This window comes from Streptomyces sp. NPDC088400 (genome assembly GCF_044753355.1).
GTDB lineage: Bacteria > Actinomycetota > Actinomycetes > Streptomycetales > Streptomycetaceae > Streptomyces.
Window position 1 is genome coordinate 200,159 of sequence record NZ_JBIVMZ010000012.1, and the last position, 22,935, is coordinate 223,093.

Genomic DNA, 22,935 nt, shown 5'->3' on the forward strand with positions numbered 1-22,935 from the left:
GCGCGCGCCGCGTCCGCCTCGCCCGTCAGGGGCGGGGCGGGCGCGGCGCGCACCGTTTTCAAGGAGTCGGTACAAGGAGTCGGTACGTCGGTACAAGGAATCGGTACAAGGAGTGCGGTACCAGGGGCGGTTCAGGATCCGGTGAGGCTGACACCGAAGACTTCGAGGATCCCGTACACACCGAGGAACACGATGGCCGCGCTGCTGACGCCGAGCGCCACCGTCAGCCAGACGCTGCCGCGGAAGCGCCGCTCCACTCCGGTGGCCCGCAGCCGCCACGCGGCGATCACCACCGCGAGCAGGAAGACCCCGCCGCCGAGTCCGCCGACCTGCACCATCAGGACGGGCGACTGTACGAAGAGGAAGAGCGAGGCCCAGACGGTGGGCAGGCAGTACGTGAGGATCTGGATCGTACGGCGGCGGGCCCGCACGTCTTTCCAGTCGACGACCCCGAGCATCCCGAGGGTGTTGGTCCACAAGCGCGGCACACTCGCGGTGGAGCCGATGAGTGTCGAGAAGAGGACCGTGATGGCGCCGACGAGGAACACGTACTCGGCCCAGGGGCCCATGGTGTCGGTGTAGATGCGCGACAGTGTGCTGATCATCGAGTTGCCTTCTGGCACCAGCTTCTGCGGGTTCAGTACGGCGGCGCCGATGACGTAGAAGGAGAGGGTGCACAGCGTGCAGATCAGCCAGCCCGCCGCGACATCGAGGCGCATCACTTTCAGCCAGCCCTCGGCCCGGCGCGCCCGGTCCTCGGTGCCGTCGTCCGGGCCGGTCCAGCGGGCGTAGCCCTTCTCCAGGCACCAGTACGTGTACGTCGTCATCTCGTCGGCGCCGACCCCCGTGATGCCGAACATGGCGAGGGCGACTCCGGCGGTGCCGGCCGGGATGAGGAAGCTGAGCCCCTCGCCCAACTCGCCGGTTCCGTAGCCGAATTCGGTCAGCGGGAGGCCGAGCGCGAGTCCCACGGTCACGAGGGTGAAGATGACGACCGAGGCGACGCAGAGGCGTTCCACCATGCCGTACTTGTTGGTGCCCAGCAGGGCGATCGCGAGCGCGGTGACGAGTACGGCCCACACGGCCAGCGACCGGAAGCTCAGTGCCTCGCCGGTGATCGGCCACAGGATGGAGCAGGCGGCGGCGGTGCCGCCGATGATGCCGCCGCGCTGGAACATCTTGGCGAAGTCCATGCCGATCCAGAGCCAGTTGATCCAGCTCACGGGCCCGATGCGGGGACCTATCTCGCGGTAACCCTCCAGCGCGGTACGGCCGTTGAGGATGGTCCAGCGGGCCAGCTCCATCTGGACCCAGACCTTCACCCCGGTGCTGATGATCACCAGCCAGAGCAGGGCGAAACCGGCCCTGGCGCCGAGCGATGTGGTGACGATCAGTTCGCCGGACCCGACCACGGCGGCCGACAGGACGAACCCGGGGCCGAGGTGGCGCAACCGCCCGGCGAAGGCGGTCGGTGCTTCGCGGACGTCTTCGGCGCGCAGCGCGTACGGGTCGGCCGGCACGGCGGGCGCGGCCGGGGTTCCCGGCATCGTCCGTGTCGTCATTTTCGGCATGACAGATCCTTGGGTTCGCCCGGCATCGTTGCCGGACACGGGAACAGAAAGGAGTGGAACGGTCGGAACGGCGGTTGAGAGGGAAGGGAGTTGAGGGGAAGAGAGATGAGGGAAGGGTCAGCGGGCCGGGCGCAGCGGAGACTCCCCCGCCAGGACCCGTACGACGTCCTCGGCGATCATGACGCCCATGGCCCGGTTGGCTTCGTGACTGCACGCCGCCATGTGCGAGGTGAGCAGGACGTTCGGCGCGGTACGCAACGGGCTGTCACCCAGGGGCTCTTGGGCGAACGCGTCGAGTGCGGCCCCGCCGAGATGGCCGTCCTTGAGCAGACCGGCGAGCGCCTCCTCGTCCACGAGACCACCACGCGCGGCGTTGACCAGGAGCGCGCCGGGCTTCATCGACGCGAGGCGGCCACGGTGCAGGAGCGGGCCGGAGCCGGGGTCCGCGGGCAGGTGCAGGCTGACGATGTCCGCCTGTGCGAGGCAGTCGTCGAGGCCGCCGGGCCGCGCGCCCTGAGCGGCGATGTCCTCGTCGCCGACGTACGGGTCGTGGGCGAGCACCGTCATGCCGAAGGCCAGCGCGTAACCGGTGAGGAGCCGGCCGATGCGGCCGAAGCCGATGACGGCCAGGGTCTTTCCGGCGAGTTCCGGCCCGAACAGCTTCGGCCAGTCCCCGTCGGAGACCCGCTGATGCGAGGCGGTGATACGGCGGGAGGCATCCAGGATCAGGCCGAACGTGAACTCGGCGACGGCGCGGGAGTTGCTGCCGGGCGCGCAGACGACAGGGATGCCGCGAGCGTGGGCCGCGGCCAGGTCGATGGTGTCGACGCCGACCCCGTGCTTGGCGATGACCTTGAGCCGGGCCCCGGCGTCGATGATCTCGGCGGTGATCAGATCCATGCCGACGACCAGCGCGTCGGCGTCCGCGACCCGCTCCAGCAGTTCGCCGCCGGGCAGGGCCGCGTCCTCGTACGGCCGCGACGGGCCCGCCCCGGCCTGTTCGAGGAGTTCCCAGGGCTCGCGGGAGAAGCGCGCGAAGGTGGGAGTGGTGATGAGAGTGGTGCTCATACGGGGGTCTCCTGGTCCGCCGGGGCGGGATCGGGCGGAGGTACAGGGCGAGGTGCTCGGCGGAGGTACTCGGCAGGAAGGGTTGAGGGCCTTGATGGCTGAGGGGCCTTGAAGGCTGAACGGCCAGAAAGATGTCGCGCCGAAAAGATGACACGCTTGCGTGCAGTGCGCAAGAGGTCGCGCGCGTTGTGCGCAGTCTTTATCGTCGCCGACTGCCGAGACCGTCCGCTTACCGGCATGTGCGCACGCCATGCATGGCTGCTTCCCGGCATACCCTGGGCTCGGTTCACCCTGCTCGGGACCGTCACACCACAGGAGATTGCGCGGATCGCGCAGAAAGTGGATCGCGCAGGAAGACGGTTCACGGAGAAGCGGATCGCGGAGAAAGAAGAGAGGACTGAAGCGGCACGGGCGCGGCGCGGCGGCCGCGCCCCGGCCGAAGGATCAGTTCAGCGGCTTGTCGACGACCGCCTTCGCGTGACTGAAGGTGTCGATCGAGTACTCACCGTGGTACCGCCCCATGCCGCTCGCGCCGACTCCGCCGAACGGCAGCTCGGGCATGGCCAGATGAGACACGGGGAGCCCGAAGGTGAGCGCGCCGGAGGAGGTCTCCCCCGTCAGCCGCCGCTTGGTCTCCTCGGTCTCGGTGAACGCGTACAACGCCAGGGGCTTGTCACGGTCGTTGATGAACGCGATCGCCGCGTCGAGGTCCGGTACGGAGACGATCGGCAGGACGGGCCCGAAGATCTCCTCGCTCATCACGGGAGCGTCCGGCGAGACGTCCGCCAGTACGGTCGGGTCGATGTGGCGGGTGGCCCGGTCATGGCCACCGCCGAGGACGACGCGTCCGTCGCCGAGGAACGGGGCCAGCCGGTCGAAGTTCCGCTCGTTGACGATCTTTCCGTAGTTCGGGTTGCCCGCCGGGTCCTCCCCGTACAACTCGTGGACGGCGGCGGCCAGGTGTGGCTCCAGCTCCGACGCCGTGTCACCGATGGCGAGGACATAGTCGGGAGCGACACAGGTCTGACCCGCGTTGGCGAACTTCCCGCGCGCGATCCGCCGCGCGGTGACCGCCAGGTCCGCGCCCGGCTCGACCACGACCGGGCTCTTGCCGCCGAGTTCCAGGGTGACCGGGGTGAGGTGCTTGGCGGCGGCGGTCATGACGATGCGTCCGACATTGCCGCTGCCGGTGTAGAAGATATGGTCGAAGCGCTGTTCCAGCAGGGTGGTGGTCTCCGGGATCGCGCCTTCCACCACGGCGACCGCGTCGTTGTCGAGGTACCCCGGCACCAGCTCGGCGAGCACGGCGGAGGTCGCCGGCGCGAGCTCGCTGGGCTTGATGACGACGGTGTTGCCCGACGCGAGCGCGCCCACCAGCGGAGCGAGGACGAGCTGTACGGGGTAGTTCCACGGGCCGATGATCAGCACCACGCCCAGGGGGTCCCGTACCACCTGGGCCCCGGCGGGAAGGAAGGCGTCCGGGACGGCGGCGGGCCTGGGCCGCAGCCACTCCTCCAGGTGCGCGACCGTGTGGTCGAGCTCGTTGAGGGTGAACCCGATCTCGGCGCGGTACGCCTCGGCCGGGTTCTTGCCCAGGTCCGCGAGGAGGGCCGCCTGGAGTTCCTCGCTCTTCTCGGTGAGCAGCCGGCGCAACGCTTCGAGCTGTCCGAGCCGCCAGGAAAGCGGCTTGGTCCGGCCGGTGTTGAAGGTCGCGCGCAGCCGCGCGACGGCGGCGGGGATGGCGGGGGTCATGGTCCTGCTCCTTGCTCGGCGGTGTGCGGCCGCCGCTTTCGGTGTGCCGTGTGCGGTATGCCCTGTGCGGGCCGAGATCTCCGTACGTCCGGCCTGCTCAACCACCGTATTACCTACCGGAACCGACACCTCGTCGGCGTTCGACTACACTGCCGCTGTGTCCAGTCCCGAGGCATCAAGACTCTAGCCACCGGTCGTCCGGTGGCCTCCTCGCGTTGTCGCGTCGCATTCCCCGCCCCCGCCCATGAGGCCACGGGCGCGGTGCGGCGCAGTCGCTGAGCGCTGAGCGCCGCCACCGGATCGCCGTAGTACGGGCTGTGTTCCACCACCGCTGTGTGTCGCCTTCGCGATGTCACTGCCGGGTGTGTTGCCCGGCCCGTTCGTGTCGAAGTTTCTCGATTCCTCACGTGGCTGCGGGAGTTCTGTCATGCCCTTCGCTCTGTACCTGCTCGGACTGGCGGTCTTCGCCATGGGAACGTCCGAGTTCATGTTGTCCGGCCTCGGCCCGGACATCGCACGCGACCTGCACGTATCCATCCCGGTTTCGGGGTATCTGACCTCGGCGTTCGCGGTCGGGATGGTCATCGGGGCGCCCCTGATGGCGATCCTGAGTCTGCGCTGGTCGCGACGTCACTCGCTGCTGTTCTTTCTGGTCACCTTCCTGCTCGTCCATGTCCTCGGCGCGGTCACCACCAGCTTCGGGGTCCTGCTGGTCACCCGGGTCGTCGGGGCGCTGGCCAACGCCGGGTTCCTGGCGGTGGCCCTGGTGACCGCGACCGCGATGGTCGAGCCGAACGCCAAGGGCCGCGCCACCTCGGCCCTGCTCGGTGGCGTCACCGTCGCCTGTGTGGCGGGCGTCCCCGCCGGTGCGCTGCTCGGTCAACTGTGGGGCTGGCGCTCGGCGTTCTGGGCGGTGGCCGTCGTGTCGGTACCGGCCGTCTTCGCGATTCTGCGGGCGGTGCCGACCGGCTCTCCCGACTCCCCCGGGTCCGTCGGCCCGAGCGCGCGCAAGGAGTTGCGGGCCCTGCGCGGTCCGCGCCTCCTGGTGACACTGCTGCTGGGCGCCCTGGTGAACGGTGCGACGTTCTGTACGTTCACGTACCTCACGCCCCTGCTGACCACCGTCACCGGGCTCGGCTCCGGATGGATCCCCGCGCTGCTGGCGCTGTTCGGTCTGGGTTCGTTCGTGGGTGTCGCCGTGGGCGGCCGGAGCGCCGACGTACGGCCGGTCCCGTTCCTGGTGACCGGCGGGGTGGCACTGCTCATCGGCTGGATCGTGTTCGCGGTCACGGCCGGGAACCCGGCGGCGGCGGTCGTTCTCGTCTTCGTCCAGGGAGCCCTCTCCTTCGCCGTCGGGTCCACGTTGATCGCGCGGGCCCTCTACGCGGCGACCGGGGCACCGACCCTGGCCGGCGGGCTCGCCACGGCCGCTTTCAACGTCGGCGGCGCGATCGGTCCCTGGCTCGGTGGAATCGCGATCTCGGCGGGGCTCGGTTTCCGCTCGCCCCTGTGGGTCAGCGCCCTGCTGGTGGCGCTGGCTCTGGCTCTGGCCGCCGCGAGTGTGGCGCGAGCGGTACGGCGCCGGTCCTCACGCCCGGGTCAGGACCACTGTGCAGGGGCCGTAACCACTCACACTCGCCGGACGTGACACCTGGGTAACCGGTATTTCGTAGGGTCAGGGGCCGAGTACCCGCATACGCGTCCGACGACGAAATCCGAACGCACATCCGATGGAAGAGTCACGGCCCAGGCGATCCGGCCTGGGCCGTGACCGTCCGAGCGCGAAAGAGGCCGCCCGTGACCGCACCCGTGACCGCACCGAACCAGCAGGCCGAGAGCACCGCAGCCCAGGTGCGGACCGTCTGCTCGTACTGCGGTGTCGGCTGCGGGATCCTCCTCGATGTCAGCACGGGCGCCCACGGCCGGCGGACCGTCCGCAAGGCGTCCGGCGACAAGGCGCACCCAGCCAACGGCGGCAGGCTGTGCACCAAGGGCGCGACGAGCGCCGACCTGCTCGCGGCCACCGGACGGCTGACGACCGCGTCGGTACGGCCGGAGCGCGGCGCCGAGCCGGCGTCCCTCGCCATGGACGCCGCGATCAAGGAGACGGCACGGCGGCTACGCGCCGTCCTCGACCGGCACGGCCCGGACGCCCTCTCCTTCTACGTGTCCGGCCAGCTGACGCTGGAGGCGCAGTACCTGGCGAACAAACTGGCCAAGGGCTTCGTCCGCACCAACCAGATCGAGTCCAACTCCCGGCTGTGCATGGCCAGTGCGGGCAGCGGCTACAAGCTGTCGCTCGGCGCGGACGGCCCGCCCGGCTCGTACCAGGACTTCGAGCACGCCGATGTCTTCCTCGTCATCGGCTCCAACATGGCCGACTGCCACCCCATCCTCTTCCTGCGCCTCATGGAGCGGGTCAAGGCGGGCGCGAAGCTGATCGTGGTCGATCCCCGGCGCACGGCCACCGCCGCCAAGGCCGATCTGTTCCTCCAGATCAAGCCGGGTACGGACCTGGCGCTGCTCAACGGACTGCTGCGGCTGCTGGTCGAGAACGGTCACACCGACCCGGTCTTCATCGCGGAGCACACCGAGGGCTGGGAGGCCATGCCCGCCTTCCTCCAGGACTACTCACCCGGCACGGTCGCGGAGATCACCGGCATCCCGGAGTCCGACATCCGCGAGGCCGCCCGGACGATCGGCGCCGCGGGCGAGTGGATGAGCTGCTGGACCATGGGCCTGAACCAGAGCACTCACGGCACCTGGAACACCAACGCGCTGGTCAACCTGCATCTGGCGACCGGGGCGATCTGCCGTCCCGGCAGCGGCCCGTTCTCGCTGACCGGACAGCCCAACGCCATGGGCGGTCGCGAGATGGGCTATATGGGGCCGGGCCTGCCGGGCCAGCGATCGGTGCTGGTGGACGAGGACCGGGCCTTCGTCGAGGACCTGTGGGGCGTCGGGCCCGGGACGGTGCGCGCGGACGGGTCCGGCAAAGGCACCGTGGAGATGTTCCGGCGGATGGCGGACGGGGACATCAAGGCGTGCTGGATCATGTGCACCAACCCCGTCGCTTCGGTGGCCAACCGCAGGACCGTCATCGAGGGCCTGGAGGCGGCGGAACTGGTCATCACCCAGGACGTCTTCGCCGAGACCGAGACCAACGCCTACGCCGATGTCGTCCTGCCCGCGGCCCTGTGGGCGGAGTCCGAGGGCGTGATCATCAACTCGGAGCGCAATCTCACGCTCAGCCGGCAGGCCGTGGATCCGCCGGGTGAGGCCTGGCCGGACTGGCGGATCATCGCGCGGATCGCCTGCGAGATGGGCTTCGAGGACGCGTTCGACTACGGCAGCGCCGAGGAGATCTTCGAGGAGATCAAGCGCGCCTGGAACCCGAAGACCGGCTACGACCTGCGCGGGGTGACGTACGAGCGGCTGCGCGGCACCCCCGTGCAGTGGCCCAGCGCGTCCGTGGACGGCCCGGACCGCAACCCGGTCAGGTATCTCAACGACGGTGTCAGCCAGACCCTGACCGAGCGTGCGGACGGGACCCGGCCCCGGCTGGTCTTCCCCACCGCCTCCGGCCGCGCCGTGTTCTTCCCCCGCCCGCATGTGCCGGCGGCCGAGATGCCCGACGACGACTACCCGTACGTCCTGAACACCGGCCGGCTCCAGCACCAGTGGCACACCCTGACCAAGACCGGCAGGATCGCCAAGCTGAACAAGCTCAACCCCGGCCCCTTCGTGGAGATCCACCCCCAGGACGCGGACGCGATGGGGATCGCGGAGGGCGACCGCGTCGAGGTCGCCTCCCGGCGGGGCCGGGCGGTGCTGCCGGCCGTGGTGACCGACCGCGTACGGCCGGGGAACTGCTTCGCTCCCTTCCACTGGAACGATCTGTACGGCGAGTACCTCAGCGTCAACGCGGTCACCAGCGATGCCGTCGATCCGGTCTCCTTCCAGCCCGAATTCAAGGTCTGCGCCGTGTCGTTGACGCGGGTCGCGGCTGCGCCGCAGGCGTCGCGTACGGGAGACGAGTCCGAGGCCGGGACAGGAGCCGGGGTCGACAGTGATACCGCCCCAGGCACCACAGGCGCAGGCGGCTCGATGGCGGTGCTGGCCGGACTGTTCGGGATCGCCGACGCGACACCGCCGGTGCTGACGGACGAGGAACGCCGCTACCTGTCCGGTTTCCTCGCGGGGATGGGCGCCGCCGGACTCGGTGACGGACTCGGCAAGGGACTCGACAACGCGTCCGGAGCCGGGCCCGGGGCCCGGGCTTCCGGTACGCCGGTGCTGCCCCCGCACGCGCCCCTCGCCCCGGATCGCGCCCTCTGGGTCGACGGGGTCCTGGCCGGGATGTTCTCCCGCTCCCCCGCCGGACCCGTCCCCGGCACCGCACCGGGATCTCCCGCGCCCGCCTCCCCCCGGCCCGCCGACGGACCCTCCGGTGCCACGCCCGGACGCGAGGTCGTCATCCTGTGGGCCTCCCAGACAGGCAACGCCGAAGAGGTGGCGGCCGCCACCGCGCGACGGCTGGCCGACGACGGCCGGGAGGCGCGGCTCCTCAGCATGGACGACGGCGCGCCGGACGCCCTGCCGCGCGGCGCCGACCTGCTCATCGTCACCAGCACGTTCGGTGACGGCGACGCTCCCGACAACGGCTCCCGGTTCTGGGCGACCCTCAGCGCGCCGGACCTCCCCCGGCTGGACGGCGTACGATACGCCGTTCTCGCCCTCGGCGACTCCTCGTACGACGACTTCTGCGGCCATGGCCGCCGTATCGACGAGCGGCTCGAAGAACTGGGCGCCGTCCGCCTGGTCCCCCGTACCGACTGCGAACCGGACTACGAACAGCCTGCCGGGCAGTGGCTCGACCAGGTGCTCACCGCTCTGAACACATCGGCGGGACCGGCCACCAACACTCCCGCCTCATCATCCGTCCCGGCACAGACACAGACACAGACGCCACCAGCGCCCGCTCGCCCCTCCAAGGCCGCGCCCGCCACCGCCCGGCTGGCGGGCAACCGGCTGCTCAGCCTCCCCGGGGCCGGCAAGGAGGTACGCCGGTTCACGTTCGACACCGGCGACAGCGACGCCCCGCTCGTCTACGAGGCCGGGGACGCGCTCGGCGTACAGCCGCTGAACTGCCCGGACCTGGTCGCGGAGTGGCTGGCGGTGACCGGCCTCGACCCCGGCGCCGCGATCGAGGTCCCGGGCCTCGGGTCAGTGCCGCTCGGCGAAGCCCTGCACCGCCATCTGGACATCGCGAAGATCACCCCCGACCTGCTGCGCCTGGTCGCCGAACGCACCCACGACCGTACGGTCAAGAAGCTCCTCCGCCCGGACAACAAGGGCGAGTTGGCCCAGTGGACCTGGGGCCGGCAGGCCGTCGACATCATCGCCGAACACCCTGTCCGCGCCGGGGCCGCCGAATGGGCCGCCTGCTTCAAACGCCTCCAGCCGCGCCTCTACTCCATATCGTCGAGCCCGCTGACCGACCCGAACCGTATCGGTCTGACGGTCTCCGTCGTCCGGTACGACAACCACCGGGGCCGACCGCGCAAGGGCGTCGCGTCGGCCTTCCTCGCCGACGCCGCTCCCGGCAGCCCGGTGCCGGTCCACGTCCAGCGCTCGGCCCATTTCCGCCCACCGGCCGACCCGGCCACTCCCATGGTGATGGTGGGCCCCGGTACGGGAGTCGCCCCCTTCGTCGGCTTCCTCGACGAGCGGCGCGCACGTGGCCACCAGGCCCCCAACTGGCTCTTCTTCGGCGAACAGCGACGCGCCACCGACTTCTACTACGAGGAGGAGCTGGACGAGTTGCGCCGCGAAGGCACCCTGACCCGGCTGGACACCGCCTTCTCCCGCGACCAGCGCGCCAAGGTCTACGTCCAGGACCGGATGCGGGAACACGGCGCCCAGTTGTGGTCCTGGCTCCAGGACGGCGCCCACTTCTATGTCTGCGGCGACGCCTCCCGGATGGCCAAGGACGTCGACCGCGCGCTGCGAGACATCGCGGTCGCCCATGGCGGCCTGGACGAGGACGCGGCGGCCCTGTACGTCAAACAGCTCTCCGCCGACAAGCGCTACGCCCGCGACGTGTACTGACCCGGCCGGACCGCCCGGCCGCCCCTTCCACGAGGACCCCTCAGCGGCCGGGCATCTCGATGCCGGCCCCCGGCCCCAGCGGCAGGCCGAATCCGTAGAAGATGCCGAGGATCGCCAGCCACACCACCAGGAACGGCACGACGAACACGGCGAGCCGGGAGATGAGTGTGCCGAGGCGGGCGTCCGGTTCGTAGCGGCGGAGCATGGCCAGCAGGAGGAAGACGTAGGGGTTCATCGGCGTGATGATGCCGGTGGCGGAGTCGCCGATACGGAAGGCGGCCTGGCTGAGTGCCGGGGTCATGCCGAGCAGCATGAACGCCGGTACGAACACGGGCCCGACCAGGGACCAGAGGGCCGACCCGGAGACGATGAAAAGGTTGAGGCAGGCGACCAGCAGGACGAACGCGACAATGGCCCAGAAGCCGGTGAGGCCGATGGAGTTGAGCAGCGCGGCGGCCTTCACCGCCAGCAGCACACCGACGTTGGACCAGTTGAAGACGGCGATGACCTGCGCGGCGACGAACATCAGGACGACATAGCCCGCCATGTTCCTGACCGAGTCGGCCATGGCCGTGACGACGTCCTCGGTGCCGGACAGGGCCTTGACCGTGTAGCCGTAGGTGAGTCCGGCCAGCAGGAAGGCGCCGAACAGGACCGGGACGATGCCGCTGAGGACCGGCGAGGGTACGAAGGCGCCGCCCTCACCCCGCAGTGGAGCCCCGGAAGGCAGCCACAGGACGAGAACGGCCGCCGCGTACACGGCCAGGACGAGGCCGGTGCGGAGCAGTCCCCGGCGCTGCGCTGGGGTGAGGGTCAGGCTCTCGTGCTCGGGCTCGTCGTCGGCCGGGCGGTAGGTGCCGAGGCGCGGTTCGAGGACGCGGCTGATCAGGAATCCGCCGAGCATTCCGAGGACGATGCTGCTGGACGCGGTGAAGAAGTAGTTGATGAGCAGGTGGATGTCGAGTCCGTCGGCGGCCGGCAGGACGGAGGCCGCCTGCTGGGTGATGCCGACGTAGAGGGCGTCGAGCGAGCCGATGGTGAACCCGGCGGCGTAGCCGGCGCCGACGCAGGCGAAGCCGCCGATGAGGCCCGCGACAGGGTGGCGGCCCGCGCTCTTGAAGACCATGGCCGCGAGCGGTGGGAGCACGATGGAGGCGACGTCGCTCATCATGTGGGCCTGGCAGGCGATCAGAGCCACGGCGTACGGCAGTACGGAGCGGGGGGCGCGGGCCAGGGTGGCCCGCATCACGGTCTCCAGCAGGCCGGCCTTCTCCGCGAGCCCGACCGCCATGATCATGACCAGCACGGCCGCGATGGGCGGGAAGGTCGCGAAGTTGGGGATCAGGTTCTCCAGCAGCCAGCGCAGGCCCGCGCCGCTGAAAAGCCCGTTGATGTCCTTGGTCTCGTCGGTGCCGGGGACGGTGACGGAGACGCCCGCGAGGGCGAGCGCCGTGGAGACGGCGGCCAGGACCGCGAAGAGCGACGCGAACAGGGCGATGGGGTTGGGCAGCGCGTTGCCCGCCCGCTCGATCACGGAGAGTACGCGGTCGAGCCGTCCGGGCCGTCCGGTGCCGGAGGGGTCGTGGTCCGGGGCGCCCCGGTCCGGGGGCCCGCCGCCCTGGGTGGCGGGATCGGCCAGTGAGGGCATCAGGACTCCTTGCCGGTTGGGGGTGCGGCCGGGAGCAGGAGGTCCTTGCGGATGATCCCGTCCTGGACGACGCACAGGATGTTGGCGGGATCACCGAGCACCCCGATGTCGGCGAGCGGGTCGCCGTCGCAGATCACCAGGTCGGCGGTGCGGCCGGGGGCCAGCGTGCCGAGCCGGTCGGCCACACCGAGGAGTTCGGCGGAGGTGCGGGTGCCGGCGACGATGGCGGCCATGGGGTCCATGCCCAGGTCCACCAGGTAGCTGAGCTCCATCAGGTTCACCCCGTGCGGGCCGACCGCGGCGTCGGTGCCGAGCGCGATCCGGGCGCCGCGCTCGATGGCGCGGGCGATGTTCTCCTTGGTGATGCCGGACCAGCGGACCTTCTTCTCGTAGTGGTAGGCGGGCATGGTGGCCTTGTTGATGCCCGCGTACACCGTGGAGAGCGTCGGGACGACGAAGACGCCCCGCTCCCCGGCCAGGTCCAGGGCCGGGTCGTCCAGCCCGTAGCCGTGCTCGACGCTGGTGACTCCGCCGCGGATGGCGTTCAGGATGCCCGCGTTGCCCTGGGCGTGGGCGGCGACCGGCTTGCCGCCGTGGCGCCGGGCCTCATCGACGACGGCCCTGATCTCCTCCTCCAGGAGCCCCTCGTCGTCGGGCTGGTCGTAGGGGCTGCCCATGCCGCCGGTGGCACAGACCTTGATCAGGTCCGCGCCTTCGCGCAGCACCCGGCGTACGGCCAGGCGCGACTCGTCCGCGGTGTCGGCGATCTCGGACATCCCGGCGGTGAGGTCGGTGCCGTCGGGCATGCGCAGGTCGGCGTGGCCGCCGGTGTGGCTGATGATCCGTACGGCCGTGTGCAGCCGCGGGCCCACGATCCGCCCGCTCTCGACGGCGGTGCGGTAGCCCGCGCTCAGACCGCCCAGGTCACGGGCGGAGGTGATGCCCGCGTCGAGGGTCTGCCGCAGCCGGGTCGCGGTGTCGAACGTGACGAGAACGGGGTCGAGTTCGGCCCGGCGGCTGGGCGGCGAGCCGTGCGCGTACGCGAGGTGCACATGGCAGTCGAAGAAGCCGGGCAGTACGGTGCGGCCGCCGGCGTCGATGACCCGTGCGGCGTCCGTCGCCGCCGGCGCCGTCGCGGCGGGGCCCGCGTAGGTGATCGTCCCGTCGGCGTCGGCCATGACGACGGCGGGGGCCACGGGGGCCGCTCCGGTGCCGTCGATGAGGGTCGCGTTCTCGACGCGCAGCGGGGTCCTGGGGATGTCGGTCGTCAGGGGATCCGTCATGGGATCGGTGTCACTCCTCAGGTGAAAGGAATACGGGCCCGGGGCAGTCTGTGTCCCCGAGTACGAGGAGTGTCGGAGATACAGGTAAATCGCGTGTTACCGTGCAGGCTTCCGCCGCCATTGGACCGGAATACGCAGGGATACGCCGCTCATGGAGATGCAGTCTTCCGCCACCCACCGGCCGGACCAGGCCGGTCCCGCCGTCCTGGACGAGCTGGACCGAGGCGTGGTGCACGCGCTTCAGATCCACCCGAGAGCCCCCTGGACGCTGGTCGGGGAGGTGCTCGGGGTCAACCCGGTGACGGCGGCGCGTCGTTGGCAGCGGCTGGAGGACGCGGGCCTGGCCTGGGTGACCGCCTATCCGCAGCTCTCCGACCCCCGGATCGTGGTGACCGGCATCGTCGAGGTCGACACGGAGCCCGGCATCGGGGAGGACGTGGCCAAGGCCCTGGCCGCCGACCCCTCGGTGGCGAACGTCAAGCTCACGGCAGGCGGCCGGGATCTGGTGGCCGCCGTCCAGGCCGGCGGCCTGGAGGAACTGGCCCGCCTGACCACCCTGCTGTTCCGGGGCACACCGGGGGTACGGGCGACCCGTACGCATGTGGCGACCGGTGTCCCCACCGAGGGCAGCCGGTGGCGGCTGCGCAGCCTCGACGCGGCGCAGTGCGCGCGGCTCGAAGAGGCCCGGCCGCACGAGTCGGCTCCTCCCGACGCGACGGTGGCCGAACAGGCGCGGAGCGCCCCCGGCGGGGACGCCCTGGACGCGCGGCTGCTGGAACTGCTGTGTACCGACGGCCGGATGTCGGTACCGGACCTGGCGACGGCGACCGGCGGGGGCCTCACCACGGTCCGGCGCAGGCTCGGGGCGCTGCTCGCGTCACGGGTACGGCTGCGCTGCGACCTGGCCCGGCCCCTGTCCGGATGGCCGCTGTCCGCCGTGTACTTCGCGTCCGTACCGGCCCAGCACCTCCAGGAGACCGTCGGAGTGCTGTCCGGGGTGCAGGAGGTACGGTCGTGCTCGATCACGGCGGGCCCGCACAACGTGGTGATCGACGTCTGGCTGCGCACCCTGGCCGACGTGCACGCCTTCGAGGCGCATCTGTCCCGTCGGCTGCCCCGGCTGGCCATCGACGACCGTTCGGTGGTGCTGCGTACCGCCAAGCACATGGGGCGGCTGCTGGACCGGGACGGGCGCTGTGTCGGTGTCGTACCGCTGCGCCTTCCACAGGGCCCGCGCCGCCCTTCCTGAACTCCCCCTTTTCTAAGGCCCTTACGCCGAAGGCCCTTCCGTCCCGGCGAAGTGCGGGTACGGAAGGGCCTTCGGCGTGTGACGGAACTCCCGCCTGGCCTACGGGCCTACCGGGCGACGTCCGGGTAGAAGTCCCGCGGCTTCCCGGAGCGGTCCTTGAGGCGGCCGAGCAGACTGGACGGGTATTCGATGACCCAGTAGCTCAGCACGGCCGCGGGGAGCGCGACCAGCAGCACGACCAGCACCGCCAGGGGGAAGGCCGCCTGATCGGCGGGCAGCAGCCCGGTCTTCTGGAGCTGGAGCATGACTGGCTCGTGCCAGATGAAGAGGCTGTAGCTGACCAGCCCGATGTAGGTGAGCCAGCGCGCCCTCAACAGGCTGTGCCAGCGCACCTGTTGGGACACGTGGATGGTGCTGAAGACCAGCAGCGCCCACATCAGGCTGGTGAGCGGGTGGTAGAAGGTGTACGTGAAGTTCACCGCTGTCGAGTCCAGCGACACGTAGTACGCGCCCGCCGCCGCGACCACCGAGAGGGCCACCGACCAGCGTGCCCGCAGCTTGCCCCGGTCGCCGAGGGCGACCATCAGCACGGCCAGGCCCATGCCCGCGGCGAAGCCGCCGAAGCGGGCCTGCGGGCCGAAGTACACGGGCCAGTTGGTGTGCGGCACCGCCAGTCCGTAGTGGGCGACCGTGATCCAGATCAGCGGGAGGACGAACAGCAGCAGGCAGCCTGCCGCGCACACGGCAACCCGGGCGCCCCGGCGCTGGATCGGCCGGCAGATCCGTACCGCGAGCGGTCCGAGCACGACGAGCGCGAGGTAGAACACGACCTCCAGCGACAGGGACCAGACCGGGCCCAGGGTGTAGAAGATCTGTTCCTTGCTGAACACATGGGTGAAGGTGAGGTGCTGGACAAGATCCAGCCAGTTGCCCGGCAGGCTCGAATTGCGGGTCGACCACACGACCAGGACCGCGGTGAAGTACAGCGGCACGATCCGTATCGCCCGTCGGAACAGGAACACCCCGGCCGGGCGTGTGGAGCCGCCGTCGATCGCGGCTCGCGCGTACGACAGCGTCAGCAGGTACGCGGACAGCACGAAGAAGAGGTCGATCACCTCCAGGGAGAGCAGCGCTCCCACGTACGGGCTGTCCACCGGCGGGTGGGAACCGTTCGCGTCGTAGCGGTAGTACAGCTGCCATACGTGGAAGATGACCGTGCTCAGCGCGGCCAGACCACGGAAGCCCTGGATCTCCTGGGCCTTGCTGCGGGCCGGTGCTCCCTCGGGCCCCGAACCGGTGGCACCGGCAGACGCCTTGCCGGGCCGGGGCGGGGACGCCGACCCCGACTCGGCCCCGGGCCGGGACGACGGCTTGCTCACCGTCGGTGTACTCACCGCGGACGCGTTCACGATTGAGGCGTTCACCGCTGACGTACTCACGACCGGTCCGCCCCCTTCTTCGCGGCGGCGCGGGGTGTGACCCGCCACTGCCGTTCTCCCAACGCCTCCTTCAGGCACGCCTGGCGCGCCAGCATGTTCTTGAAGTGGGTGTAGAAGAAGGTCGTGACGAAGACGTACCGCCAGAACCAGCTGCGGCGGCGCCGCAGTTCCGGTACGGCGAGCCGCCAGGCGAACGCGGCCTGTACCACTCCGGCCGACAGCGTGAACAGTGTCGCCAGCAGGCAGACCGGCACCGCCCAGTCGAGCTCCGTCACACCGCCCGCCTTCCACGCCGAGAACACGATGATGGGCAGCATCTGGAGTGTCAGCCACGGCTGTACCTCACGCCAGCCGAGCAGGACGAAGAGCCCCAGTTTCTGGCGGGGTGTGAACTCCGGCGAACGCAGGCCGCGCCACAGGTGCTTGAGCGAGACCTGGAGCCAGCCCTGGGCCCAGCGCGAACGCTGGTTCCACAGCGACTTCAGTGTGGTGGGCGCGAGTTCCTGCGAGACGAGCGTACGGTCCATGGTGATGCGGGCGCCCTCGTTCAGCGCGCGCAGGGTGGAGTCGATGTCCTCGGTCAGCATCGACCCGTGCATCCGGGTCCGGGCCAGCAGGTCGGTGCGCCAGAACCCGTTGGAGCCGCCGAACACACCGAATCCGTACAGCCGGGTCCGGCCCGGGTGGCTCACCGCGTAGATGGACTCGAACTCCACGGCCACCAGCTTCGCGACCCAGGAGCTGTCCCCGTTACGGATGACACAGTGCCCCTGGACGACGTCGTAGCCGTTCGACAGCCAGTGCCAGGCGTGCTGGAAGGCGTTCGGAGCCGGGTGGTGGTCGGCGTCGAAGATGCCGACCATCTCGCCGTGCACGCGGGTGACCGCCGCGTTGATGTTCTGTGCCTTGGACGTGCTGCCCTGTACCTGGAGCAGCACCAGGCGCGGGTCGCGGCGTGCGATCTCGCGGAGTGTGTCCTCGACGGGCAGCGGGTGCGGCGTGTTGTACGCCAGCATGATCTCCAGGTCGTTCGGATAGTCCAGGCGCAGGAAGGACTCGACCGTGTCGACGATGGTGGCGGCCTCGTTCGGCAGGTACGCGGCGATGACCGCGCTGGCCGGCGGATACGGCTGCCCGGGGTGCTCGGGACGCTCCTCCTGCCCGGCGGAGCGGTCCTGCCCCTTGGCGCCACCGGTCGCGGTGAGCGTTCCGGGCCGGTCGGACGCGGCTGATCTGTCCGCTGTTCCCGGCCCGTCGGGACGGGGAGTCGCGTCGAGCGAGTACACACACTCCAGCACGATCAGCACCGCGGACACCACGAGCCCGGCCACCACGACCCAGTACATGGCCGATCCGAGGTCCCAGCCCAGCAGGTACAGCTGCTGGTACAGCAGGAACGGTACGGCCACCCCGATCAGCAGCACCACGACCGGGGACGCCGCGGACAGCAGCGCGCGGACGGCCCCGCCGAGGCGGCGCGGGCGCCGGTGCACCGGCGCCGCGCGCATCCACGGCGCGTACATGACCGGACGCAGATCCCGGTGTCCGATCGCCTCGTCGACGGCGTCCCGGGCCTTTTCGACGGCCTGGGTGTGGTCGGCGCATCCGTCCAGCGGGGTCCACCCGATCGCGGGTGTCAGCCGTACGTTCTCGTCGGCGACGACGAACCGGGTACCGGCCACCGCACTCGCGAATCGCTGGAGGCTGCGGCGCGCACCCTCGTCGTCGATGCCGGGCATCAGCATGAGCAGGTGGCCGTCGTCGTCCCAGCCGAGCCGGTCGCACGGGCTGCCGAGCTTCTCCGCCACGGCGGCCAGCCGCTCGGCGACCTCGCGGCGCACACGCGGACCGAGCCGGGTTTCCAGGGCGTCCATCTCGGCCACGCCGACCATGACCATGACGCCGCCGCGGCGGCTGGCCTCGGGGCGCTGGAACTCCCGGTCGAGTTCCTCGTGGAAGTGCGGGCTGGAGTAGAGGCCGGTGCGCGGGTCGAGGAGCAGGCTCTCGACCGGTACGGGCACCCGGCGCAGCTTGGCCTCTATTCGGGCCGACAGCTCGACCGCGTCCGATCCGTCCGCCACGCAGTCGTCGGCCCCGTGCCGGAGCATGTCCACCACGTCGGCCGAGCCGGGGTTGGCGGTGACCATGAGCAGCGGCAGCGCCCGGCCGGCGGGGGCGGCGCGGACCTCGCGGATCACATCGACCCCGTCCCGCTCGTCGTTCAGGGCGACGATCGCGTCCGGGGTGGCTTGCTGTACTTGTGCGTTGACCTGACCGGGTTCGGCGTGGCTCATCTCATGTCCGGTCGACGCCAGACTCCGGGTGAGCCATTCGAGCCGTGGTCCTGGCGCGCCGACCGCCAGCACACGCACCGCGGGGGGCACGTCGGGCGCGGGACCGGAAAGATCCGGATCTGTGACCGTTGAGCCCGACGACGTTTCCGATGGGCTTGTTTGGTGCGAAGTGAGCACCTGATGGTTCCCTTCCTTGCGTGGAGGCGTGCGAACGACCGGTCAGGACCGGATCGGTCTGCCGGTGCATCGGCTTCTTCGACAAGGCCCGCGAGAGCGGGTGCGGGAAGGCGGTGTCGCGAAATCCATAAATGTGGTCCCATCCTGGTCGGATTGTGGGGGGAGGACCGAATTCTGGGCCGTGGTCGATTCGGGTTTCTGTGAGCCCCGTGTGTAAAGACAGCCTCAACGGCCACTGTGACACCGCGCCAACCAGAACGTAACGCGTTGATTAATGCCCGCCTCTGTGTGTAGCGGCGTACGTCACACTCACCGGGAACGGGAGTTCCACACGTGGCCGAAAAGTGGCTGAAAACATGCCCACTTCGCGCGCCCCTTGGGAACCGCTTTACCTTCTGCGGTAGTTCTGAGTGCGCTCAGCAACCCCCGACGTTCAGCACAGCGAACGATGTGCAGCCCAAGAAGGAGTGGACGGCCACAATGGTGTTCAAGAAACTGCTCGGAGCCCTCGGTGTCGGCGGCCCCTCGGTCGACACCGTGCTGGACGGCGGGTCCGCCGTACCGGGCGGTCCCCTGTCCGGCCAGGTGCGCCTGCGCGGCGGCCAGTCGGACGTACACATCGAGCGGATCACGCTGGATCTGGTCGCCCGCGTCGAGGCGGAAGGAGAGGACGGGGAGAGCGAGGGCACGGTCGTCTTCGACCGCGTCACGGTCGGCGGTGGTTTCCGTCTGGCCGAGGACGCGGAACACACCGTCCCGTTCTCGCTGACCCTGCCGTGGGAGACGCCCGTGACCGAGCTCTACGGTCAGGCCCTGGGCGTGGTGCTGGGGGTACGGACCGAGCTGGAGGTCGCCGGCGCGAAGGACAAGGGCGATCTCGACCAGCTGAACGTGTCGCCCCTGCCGGTCCAGGAGGCCGTCCTCGAAGCGTTCGGGCAGCTCGGCTGGGGTTTCAAATCGGCCGATCTCGAACTCGGCCGCATCGGCGGCACCGACCAGCAACTCCCTTTCTACCAGGAGCTCGAACTGACCCCGCCCGCGCAGTACGCGCACGTGGTGACCGAGATCGAGGTGACATTCCTGGCCACCCCCGGCGGCATGGACGTGGTCATCGAGGCCGACAAGCGCGGCGGACTCTTCTCGGACGGGCACGATGCGCTCAACCGGTTCACCGTCTCCCACCACAACGCCGGCGGCACGGACTGGAACGCCGAGGTGGACTCCTGGATGAAGCAGCTCGTCGACCACCACGGCGCGCGTCACAGTGACGGTCACCACGGTGCGCACCACAGCGACGGGCACCATGACGGGCATCACCGCTCCGGCCCGGGCACCGGCGCCGTGGTGGCCGGTGCCGCCGCGGGCGTGGCGGTCGGTGTGGTGGGCGGCATGGTCGCCGCGGAGGTCGTCGACGAGATCGGCGACGCCTTCGAGGCCGAGGAGGAAGAGGGCGGCGAGGAAGAGGGCGGCGACGAGTAACTCCCGTCGTCGACCTCCCGCGCGCGACCCTGAAGGCGTACGGGGCGGTGGCAGCCGACCGCCGCCCCGGAGGCCGGACGGACAGTGTGCGAGGGCGCGCCTACGATACGTTCATGCCCGGACGCCAAGAACCCTCACCAGCGAGCGATGCGCATCAGCACACGCCCAGCGTCCGCGAACTCGCCGCCGCGGCTTCGGTCTTCTCGCTGCTCTCCGACCCCACACGGCTGCATCTGGTGTGGCTGCTCACGCACGGGGAGTCCGATGTGACCGCGCTGGCAGCCGCCTGCGGCGCGGCGCGGCCCGCGGTGAGTCAGCATCTGGCCAAGTTGCGGCTGGCCGAGCTGGTGCAGCCGCGCAAGGACGGGCGGCGCGTGGTCTACGCGCTCTCGGACGGGCATCTGCGCCGCCTGGTGGTCGAGGCGATCAGCCACGCCGACCACCAGGTCACCGGCAAACCCTGGCACGACTGACACCCGTCACCCACGCGTCCGTCACAGCCCCCGCCCCACCTCTCACCTCAACATGTGCATGAATGCGCACACGTGCATTAGATTGGTGGCCGCCCCCGCCCCCGTCGGCCAAGGACGTGTCGCATGCTCGCCGTGCTGCGCAACCGCACGTACAGGCACCTGTTCACCGCCCAGGTCATCGCTCTCGTCGGAACGGGCCTGGCCACGGTCGCCCTGAGCCTGCTGGCCTACGACCTGGCAGGGGCGGACGCGTCCGCGGTCCTGGGCACCGCTCTGGCCGTCAAGATGGTCGCGTACGTAGGAGTCGCCCCGGTCGTCGGCGCGTTCGCCGACCGGATCCCGCGGCGGGCCCTGCTGGTGTCGATGGACCTGACCCGCGCCGTCGTCGCGCTCTCGCTGCCCTTCGTCACCCAGGTGTGGCAGATCTACATCCTGGTCTTCCTGCTGCAATGCGCCTCGGCCGCCTTCACCCCGGCGTTCCAGGCGACGATTCCCGAGGTGCTGCCCGAGGAGCGCGACTACACACGCGCCCTGTCCCTGTCGCGGCTGGCGTACGACCTGGAGAGCCTGTTCAGCCCGGCACTGGCCGCCGGTCTGTTGTCCCTGATCTCGTACAACTGGCTGTTCGCGGGCACCACCGCGGGTTTTCTGGCCTCGGCCGCCCTGGTGGTCTCGGTGCTGCTGCCCAGGCCCGTACCGGTGGAACGCGCGCGAGGCGTCTACACGAAGGCATCGTTCGGTACCCGGCTGTTCCTCGCCACCCCCCGGCTCCGGGCGCTGCTGGCCCTGGACCTGGCGGTCGCCGCGGGCGGCGCCATGGTCACCGTCAACACGGTGGTTCTGGTCCGCGAGGGCCTGGGCCGGGCCGCCGGCGACGTCTCGTTGGCGCTGGGCGCCTACGGCGCCGGATCCATGCTCGCCGCCCTGCTGCTGCCGCGCGCGCTCGACCGGGTCGGCGACCGTACGGTGATGCTGCCGGCGGCCTTCGCCCTGTCCTGCGTACTGGCCGCCGTCTCCCTCGGTACGGCCGTCGCCCCCGGCCCCTGGACCTGGCCGGCGCTGCTCGCCGCATGGGCCCTGCTGGGCGCCGCCACCTCGGTGGTCCTCACCCCGTGCGGGCGCCTGCTGCGCCGGTCCGCCGCGGCAGCCGATCTCCCGGCCGCGTTCGCCGCGCAGTTCTCGCTGTCGCACAGCTGCTGGCTGCTCACCTACCCGCTCGCGGGCTGGCTGGCGGCAGCGGCCGGAATGCCCGTGGCGTCCGCCGTGCTGGCCGCGGTCGGACTGGCCGCCGCGTCCTGCGCCATGGCCATCTGGCCGCGCACGGACCCCGACCGTCTCGACCACCTGCACAGCGAACTCCCCGCCGGGCACCCGCACGTACAGGACGCGGTCCCCACCCACGAAGGCTGGCGGCACGGCCACGACTACCGCATCGACTCCCTGCACCGGCGCTGGCCCGCGCCGCGGCGGCTCTCGGAGAGAGTGTGACCGCCACGGACGCGGGGAGCGGTGCGGACGCGGGGAGCGGTGCGGGAGGCGACGTGGATCAGGAAGCCGGTTCCCAGACGGGCAGCCAGACATCGTTGGCCGCGCCGTTGGTGGAGCAGGTGTACTGGATCAGCGGATTCCCCTTACCGACACCGCCCTTGACGTTCAGGCACTTGCCGCTGGACCGGACGACCACCTGGTACCCGATGCCCTTGCGCACGAACTTCCACTGCTCGTTGCCGCCCGAGCCGCAGGTGTACTGGATGACCGGCGTCCCGTCCGCGCTTCCACCACCCTTGACGTTCAGACACTTGCCACTCCCCTGCGACGCGATCCGGTAGTAACCGCCGCCCGTCGCCGTGGCTTCCCAACGCTCGTTCGCCGTACCGGAGTACGGCCACTGGATGACCTCCGTACCGTTCTCGCTCCCCCCGCCCCTGACGTTGGCCCCCTGCGCCGGGGCCGACGCGAGCCGCAGGCTGAGCCGGTCCACCGTGACCGCTCTGACCGAGTCGGCCCGGGTCGAACCGGGCTGAGCCGATCCGGGCGGAGCCGAATCCGGCTGAGCCGAGGCGACCGGTCCCGACGCGGCCAGGACCAGTGCGGTTCCCACGACGGCGAGGGTCGTACCCACCCGGTTCCGACTGTTTGGCGACATAGATCCTCCTGGCAGCTTTCAGCCGGATTGTCCGGCTAAGCAAGGATCCTGCCAGGCGGTGTGGCGTCCGAGGGCAGGAATGATCTCCAAACAACTCGTTCGTGTGGCGGTACGTCGATCACGCTGACCTGCCGTTTCTCTCCCTCTCCGTGGCTCCACCCTCCGTCGGTGGCGTTCATCGCACTGCGACTGGCTGGTGATCGCCAGCTGTGCACACCTCTTGGTTTGAGGCTCCGGCTCACGGA

14 protein-coding genes are annotated in these 22,935 nt (G+C 70.5%); 6 read left to right on the plus strand and 8 right to left on the minus strand.

Annotated elements, in window-relative coordinates; genetic code table 11:
* Positions 1-131: 131 nt before the first annotated feature.
* From ACIQD6_RS27820 to ACIQD6_RS27830, 3 genes are all read right to left on the minus strand, one after another.
* Positions 132-1,571: an Nramp family divalent metal transporter gene (locus ACIQD6_RS27820; RefSeq protein WP_401887323.1), complete on the minus strand. Its 1,440-nt coding sequence runs from the start codon at positions 1,569-1,571 to the stop codon at positions 132-134.
* A 117-nt stretch (positions 1,572-1,688) separates the two neighbouring features.
* On the minus strand, positions 1,689-2,639 hold the full coding sequence (locus ACIQD6_RS27825; RefSeq protein WP_401887325.1) for a phosphoglycerate dehydrogenase: 951 nt from the start codon (positions 2,637-2,639) through the stop codon (positions 1,689-1,691).
* A gap of 444 nt (positions 2,640-3,083) precedes the next feature.
* Positions 3,084-4,391 (minus strand): aldehyde dehydrogenase family protein, encoded by a 1,308-nt coding sequence (locus ACIQD6_RS27830; protein WP_401887328.1) that lies wholly within the window; start codon positions 4,389-4,391, stop codon positions 3,084-3,086.
* A gap of 427 nt (positions 4,392-4,818) precedes the next feature.
* Here ACIQD6_RS27830 and ACIQD6_RS27835 point away from each other — a divergent pair, with 427 nt between their 5' ends.
* Together ACIQD6_RS27835 and ACIQD6_RS27840 are read left to right on the plus strand one after the other, a co-directional pair.
* Positions 4,819-6,039: a Cmx/CmrA family chloramphenicol efflux MFS transporter gene (locus ACIQD6_RS27835; RefSeq protein ID WP_401887331.1), complete on the plus strand. Its 1,221-nt coding sequence runs from the start codon at positions 4,819-4,821 to the stop codon at positions 6,037-6,039.
* 161 nt (positions 6,040-6,200) lie between these two features.
* On the plus strand, positions 6,201-10,502 hold the full coding sequence (locus ACIQD6_RS27840) for a molybdopterin-dependent oxidoreductase (RefSeq protein WP_401887526.1): 4,302 nt from the start codon (positions 6,201-6,203) through the stop codon (positions 10,500-10,502).
* Between the two features lie 40 nt (positions 10,503-10,542).
* Here ACIQD6_RS27840 and ACIQD6_RS27845 read toward each other — a convergent pair whose 3' ends face one another.
* Both ACIQD6_RS27845 and ACIQD6_RS27850 read right to left on the minus strand, forming a co-directional pair.
* Positions 10,543-12,150: an AbgT family transporter gene (locus tag ACIQD6_RS27845; RefSeq protein ID WP_401887333.1), complete on the minus strand. Its 1,608-nt coding sequence runs from the start codon at positions 12,148-12,150 to the stop codon at positions 10,543-10,545.
* Positions 12,150-13,433 carry an amidohydrolase family protein gene (locus ACIQD6_RS27850; protein ID WP_401887336.1) on the minus strand — a complete coding sequence of 428 codons (1,284 nt, stop codon included), beginning with the start codon at positions 13,431-13,433 and terminating at the stop codon, positions 12,150-12,152. Before ACIQD6_RS27850 ends, ACIQD6_RS27845 begins: the two co-directional genes overlap by 1 nt.
* A gap of 151 nt (positions 13,434-13,584) precedes the next feature.
* Between ACIQD6_RS27850 and ACIQD6_RS27855 the strand changes: the two genes are divergently transcribed.
* Entirely contained in the window at positions 13,585-14,682 is a 1,098-nt protein-coding gene (locus tag ACIQD6_RS27855; RefSeq protein ID WP_401887339.1) for an Lrp/AsnC family transcriptional regulator, read from the plus strand.
* Positions 14,683-14,789: 107 nt separating this feature from the next.
* On the opposite strand, the gene ACIQD6_RS27860 is transcribed toward ACIQD6_RS27855, so the two are convergent.
* On the minus strand, positions 14,790-16,076 hold the full coding sequence (locus ACIQD6_RS27860) for an acyltransferase family protein (RefSeq protein WP_401887342.1): 1,287 nt from the start codon (positions 16,074-16,076) through the stop codon (positions 14,790-14,792).
* A 41-nt stretch (positions 16,077-16,117) separates the two neighbouring features.
* Entirely contained in the window at positions 16,118-18,415 is a 2,298-nt protein-coding gene (locus ACIQD6_RS27865; RefSeq protein WP_401887344.1) for a glycosyltransferase, read from the minus strand.
* A gap of 657 nt (positions 18,416-19,072) precedes the next feature.
* Here ACIQD6_RS27865 and ACIQD6_RS27870 point away from each other — a divergent pair.
* The 3 genes from ACIQD6_RS27870 (at position 19,073) to ACIQD6_RS27880 (ending at position 22,032) form a co-directional block, all read left to right on the plus strand.
* A complete protein-coding gene (locus tag ACIQD6_RS27870) occupies positions 19,073-20,071 on the plus strand; it encodes a sporulation protein (protein WP_401887347.1) in 999 nt (332 codons plus the stop codon).
* 113 nt (positions 20,072-20,184) lie between these two features.
* The gene (locus ACIQD6_RS27875) at positions 20,185-20,544 is read left to right on the plus strand and encodes an ArsR/SmtB family transcription factor (RefSeq protein ID WP_401887350.1); all 360 of its coding nucleotides are present in this window, start codon (positions 20,185-20,187) and stop codon (positions 20,542-20,544) included.
* Positions 20,545-20,667: 123 nt separating this feature from the next.
* A complete protein-coding gene (locus ACIQD6_RS27880; protein ID WP_401887353.1) occupies positions 20,668-22,032 on the plus strand; it encodes an MFS transporter in 1,365 nt (454 codons plus the stop codon).
* Between the two features lie 58 nt (positions 22,033-22,090).
* Here ACIQD6_RS27880 and ACIQD6_RS27885 read toward each other — a convergent pair whose 3' ends face one another.
* Positions 22,091-22,690 carry an RICIN domain-containing protein gene (locus ACIQD6_RS27885; RefSeq protein ID WP_401887355.1) on the minus strand — a complete coding sequence of 200 codons (600 nt, stop codon included), beginning with the start codon at positions 22,688-22,690 and terminating at the stop codon, positions 22,091-22,093.
* Positions 22,691-22,935: the final 245 nt, after the last annotated feature.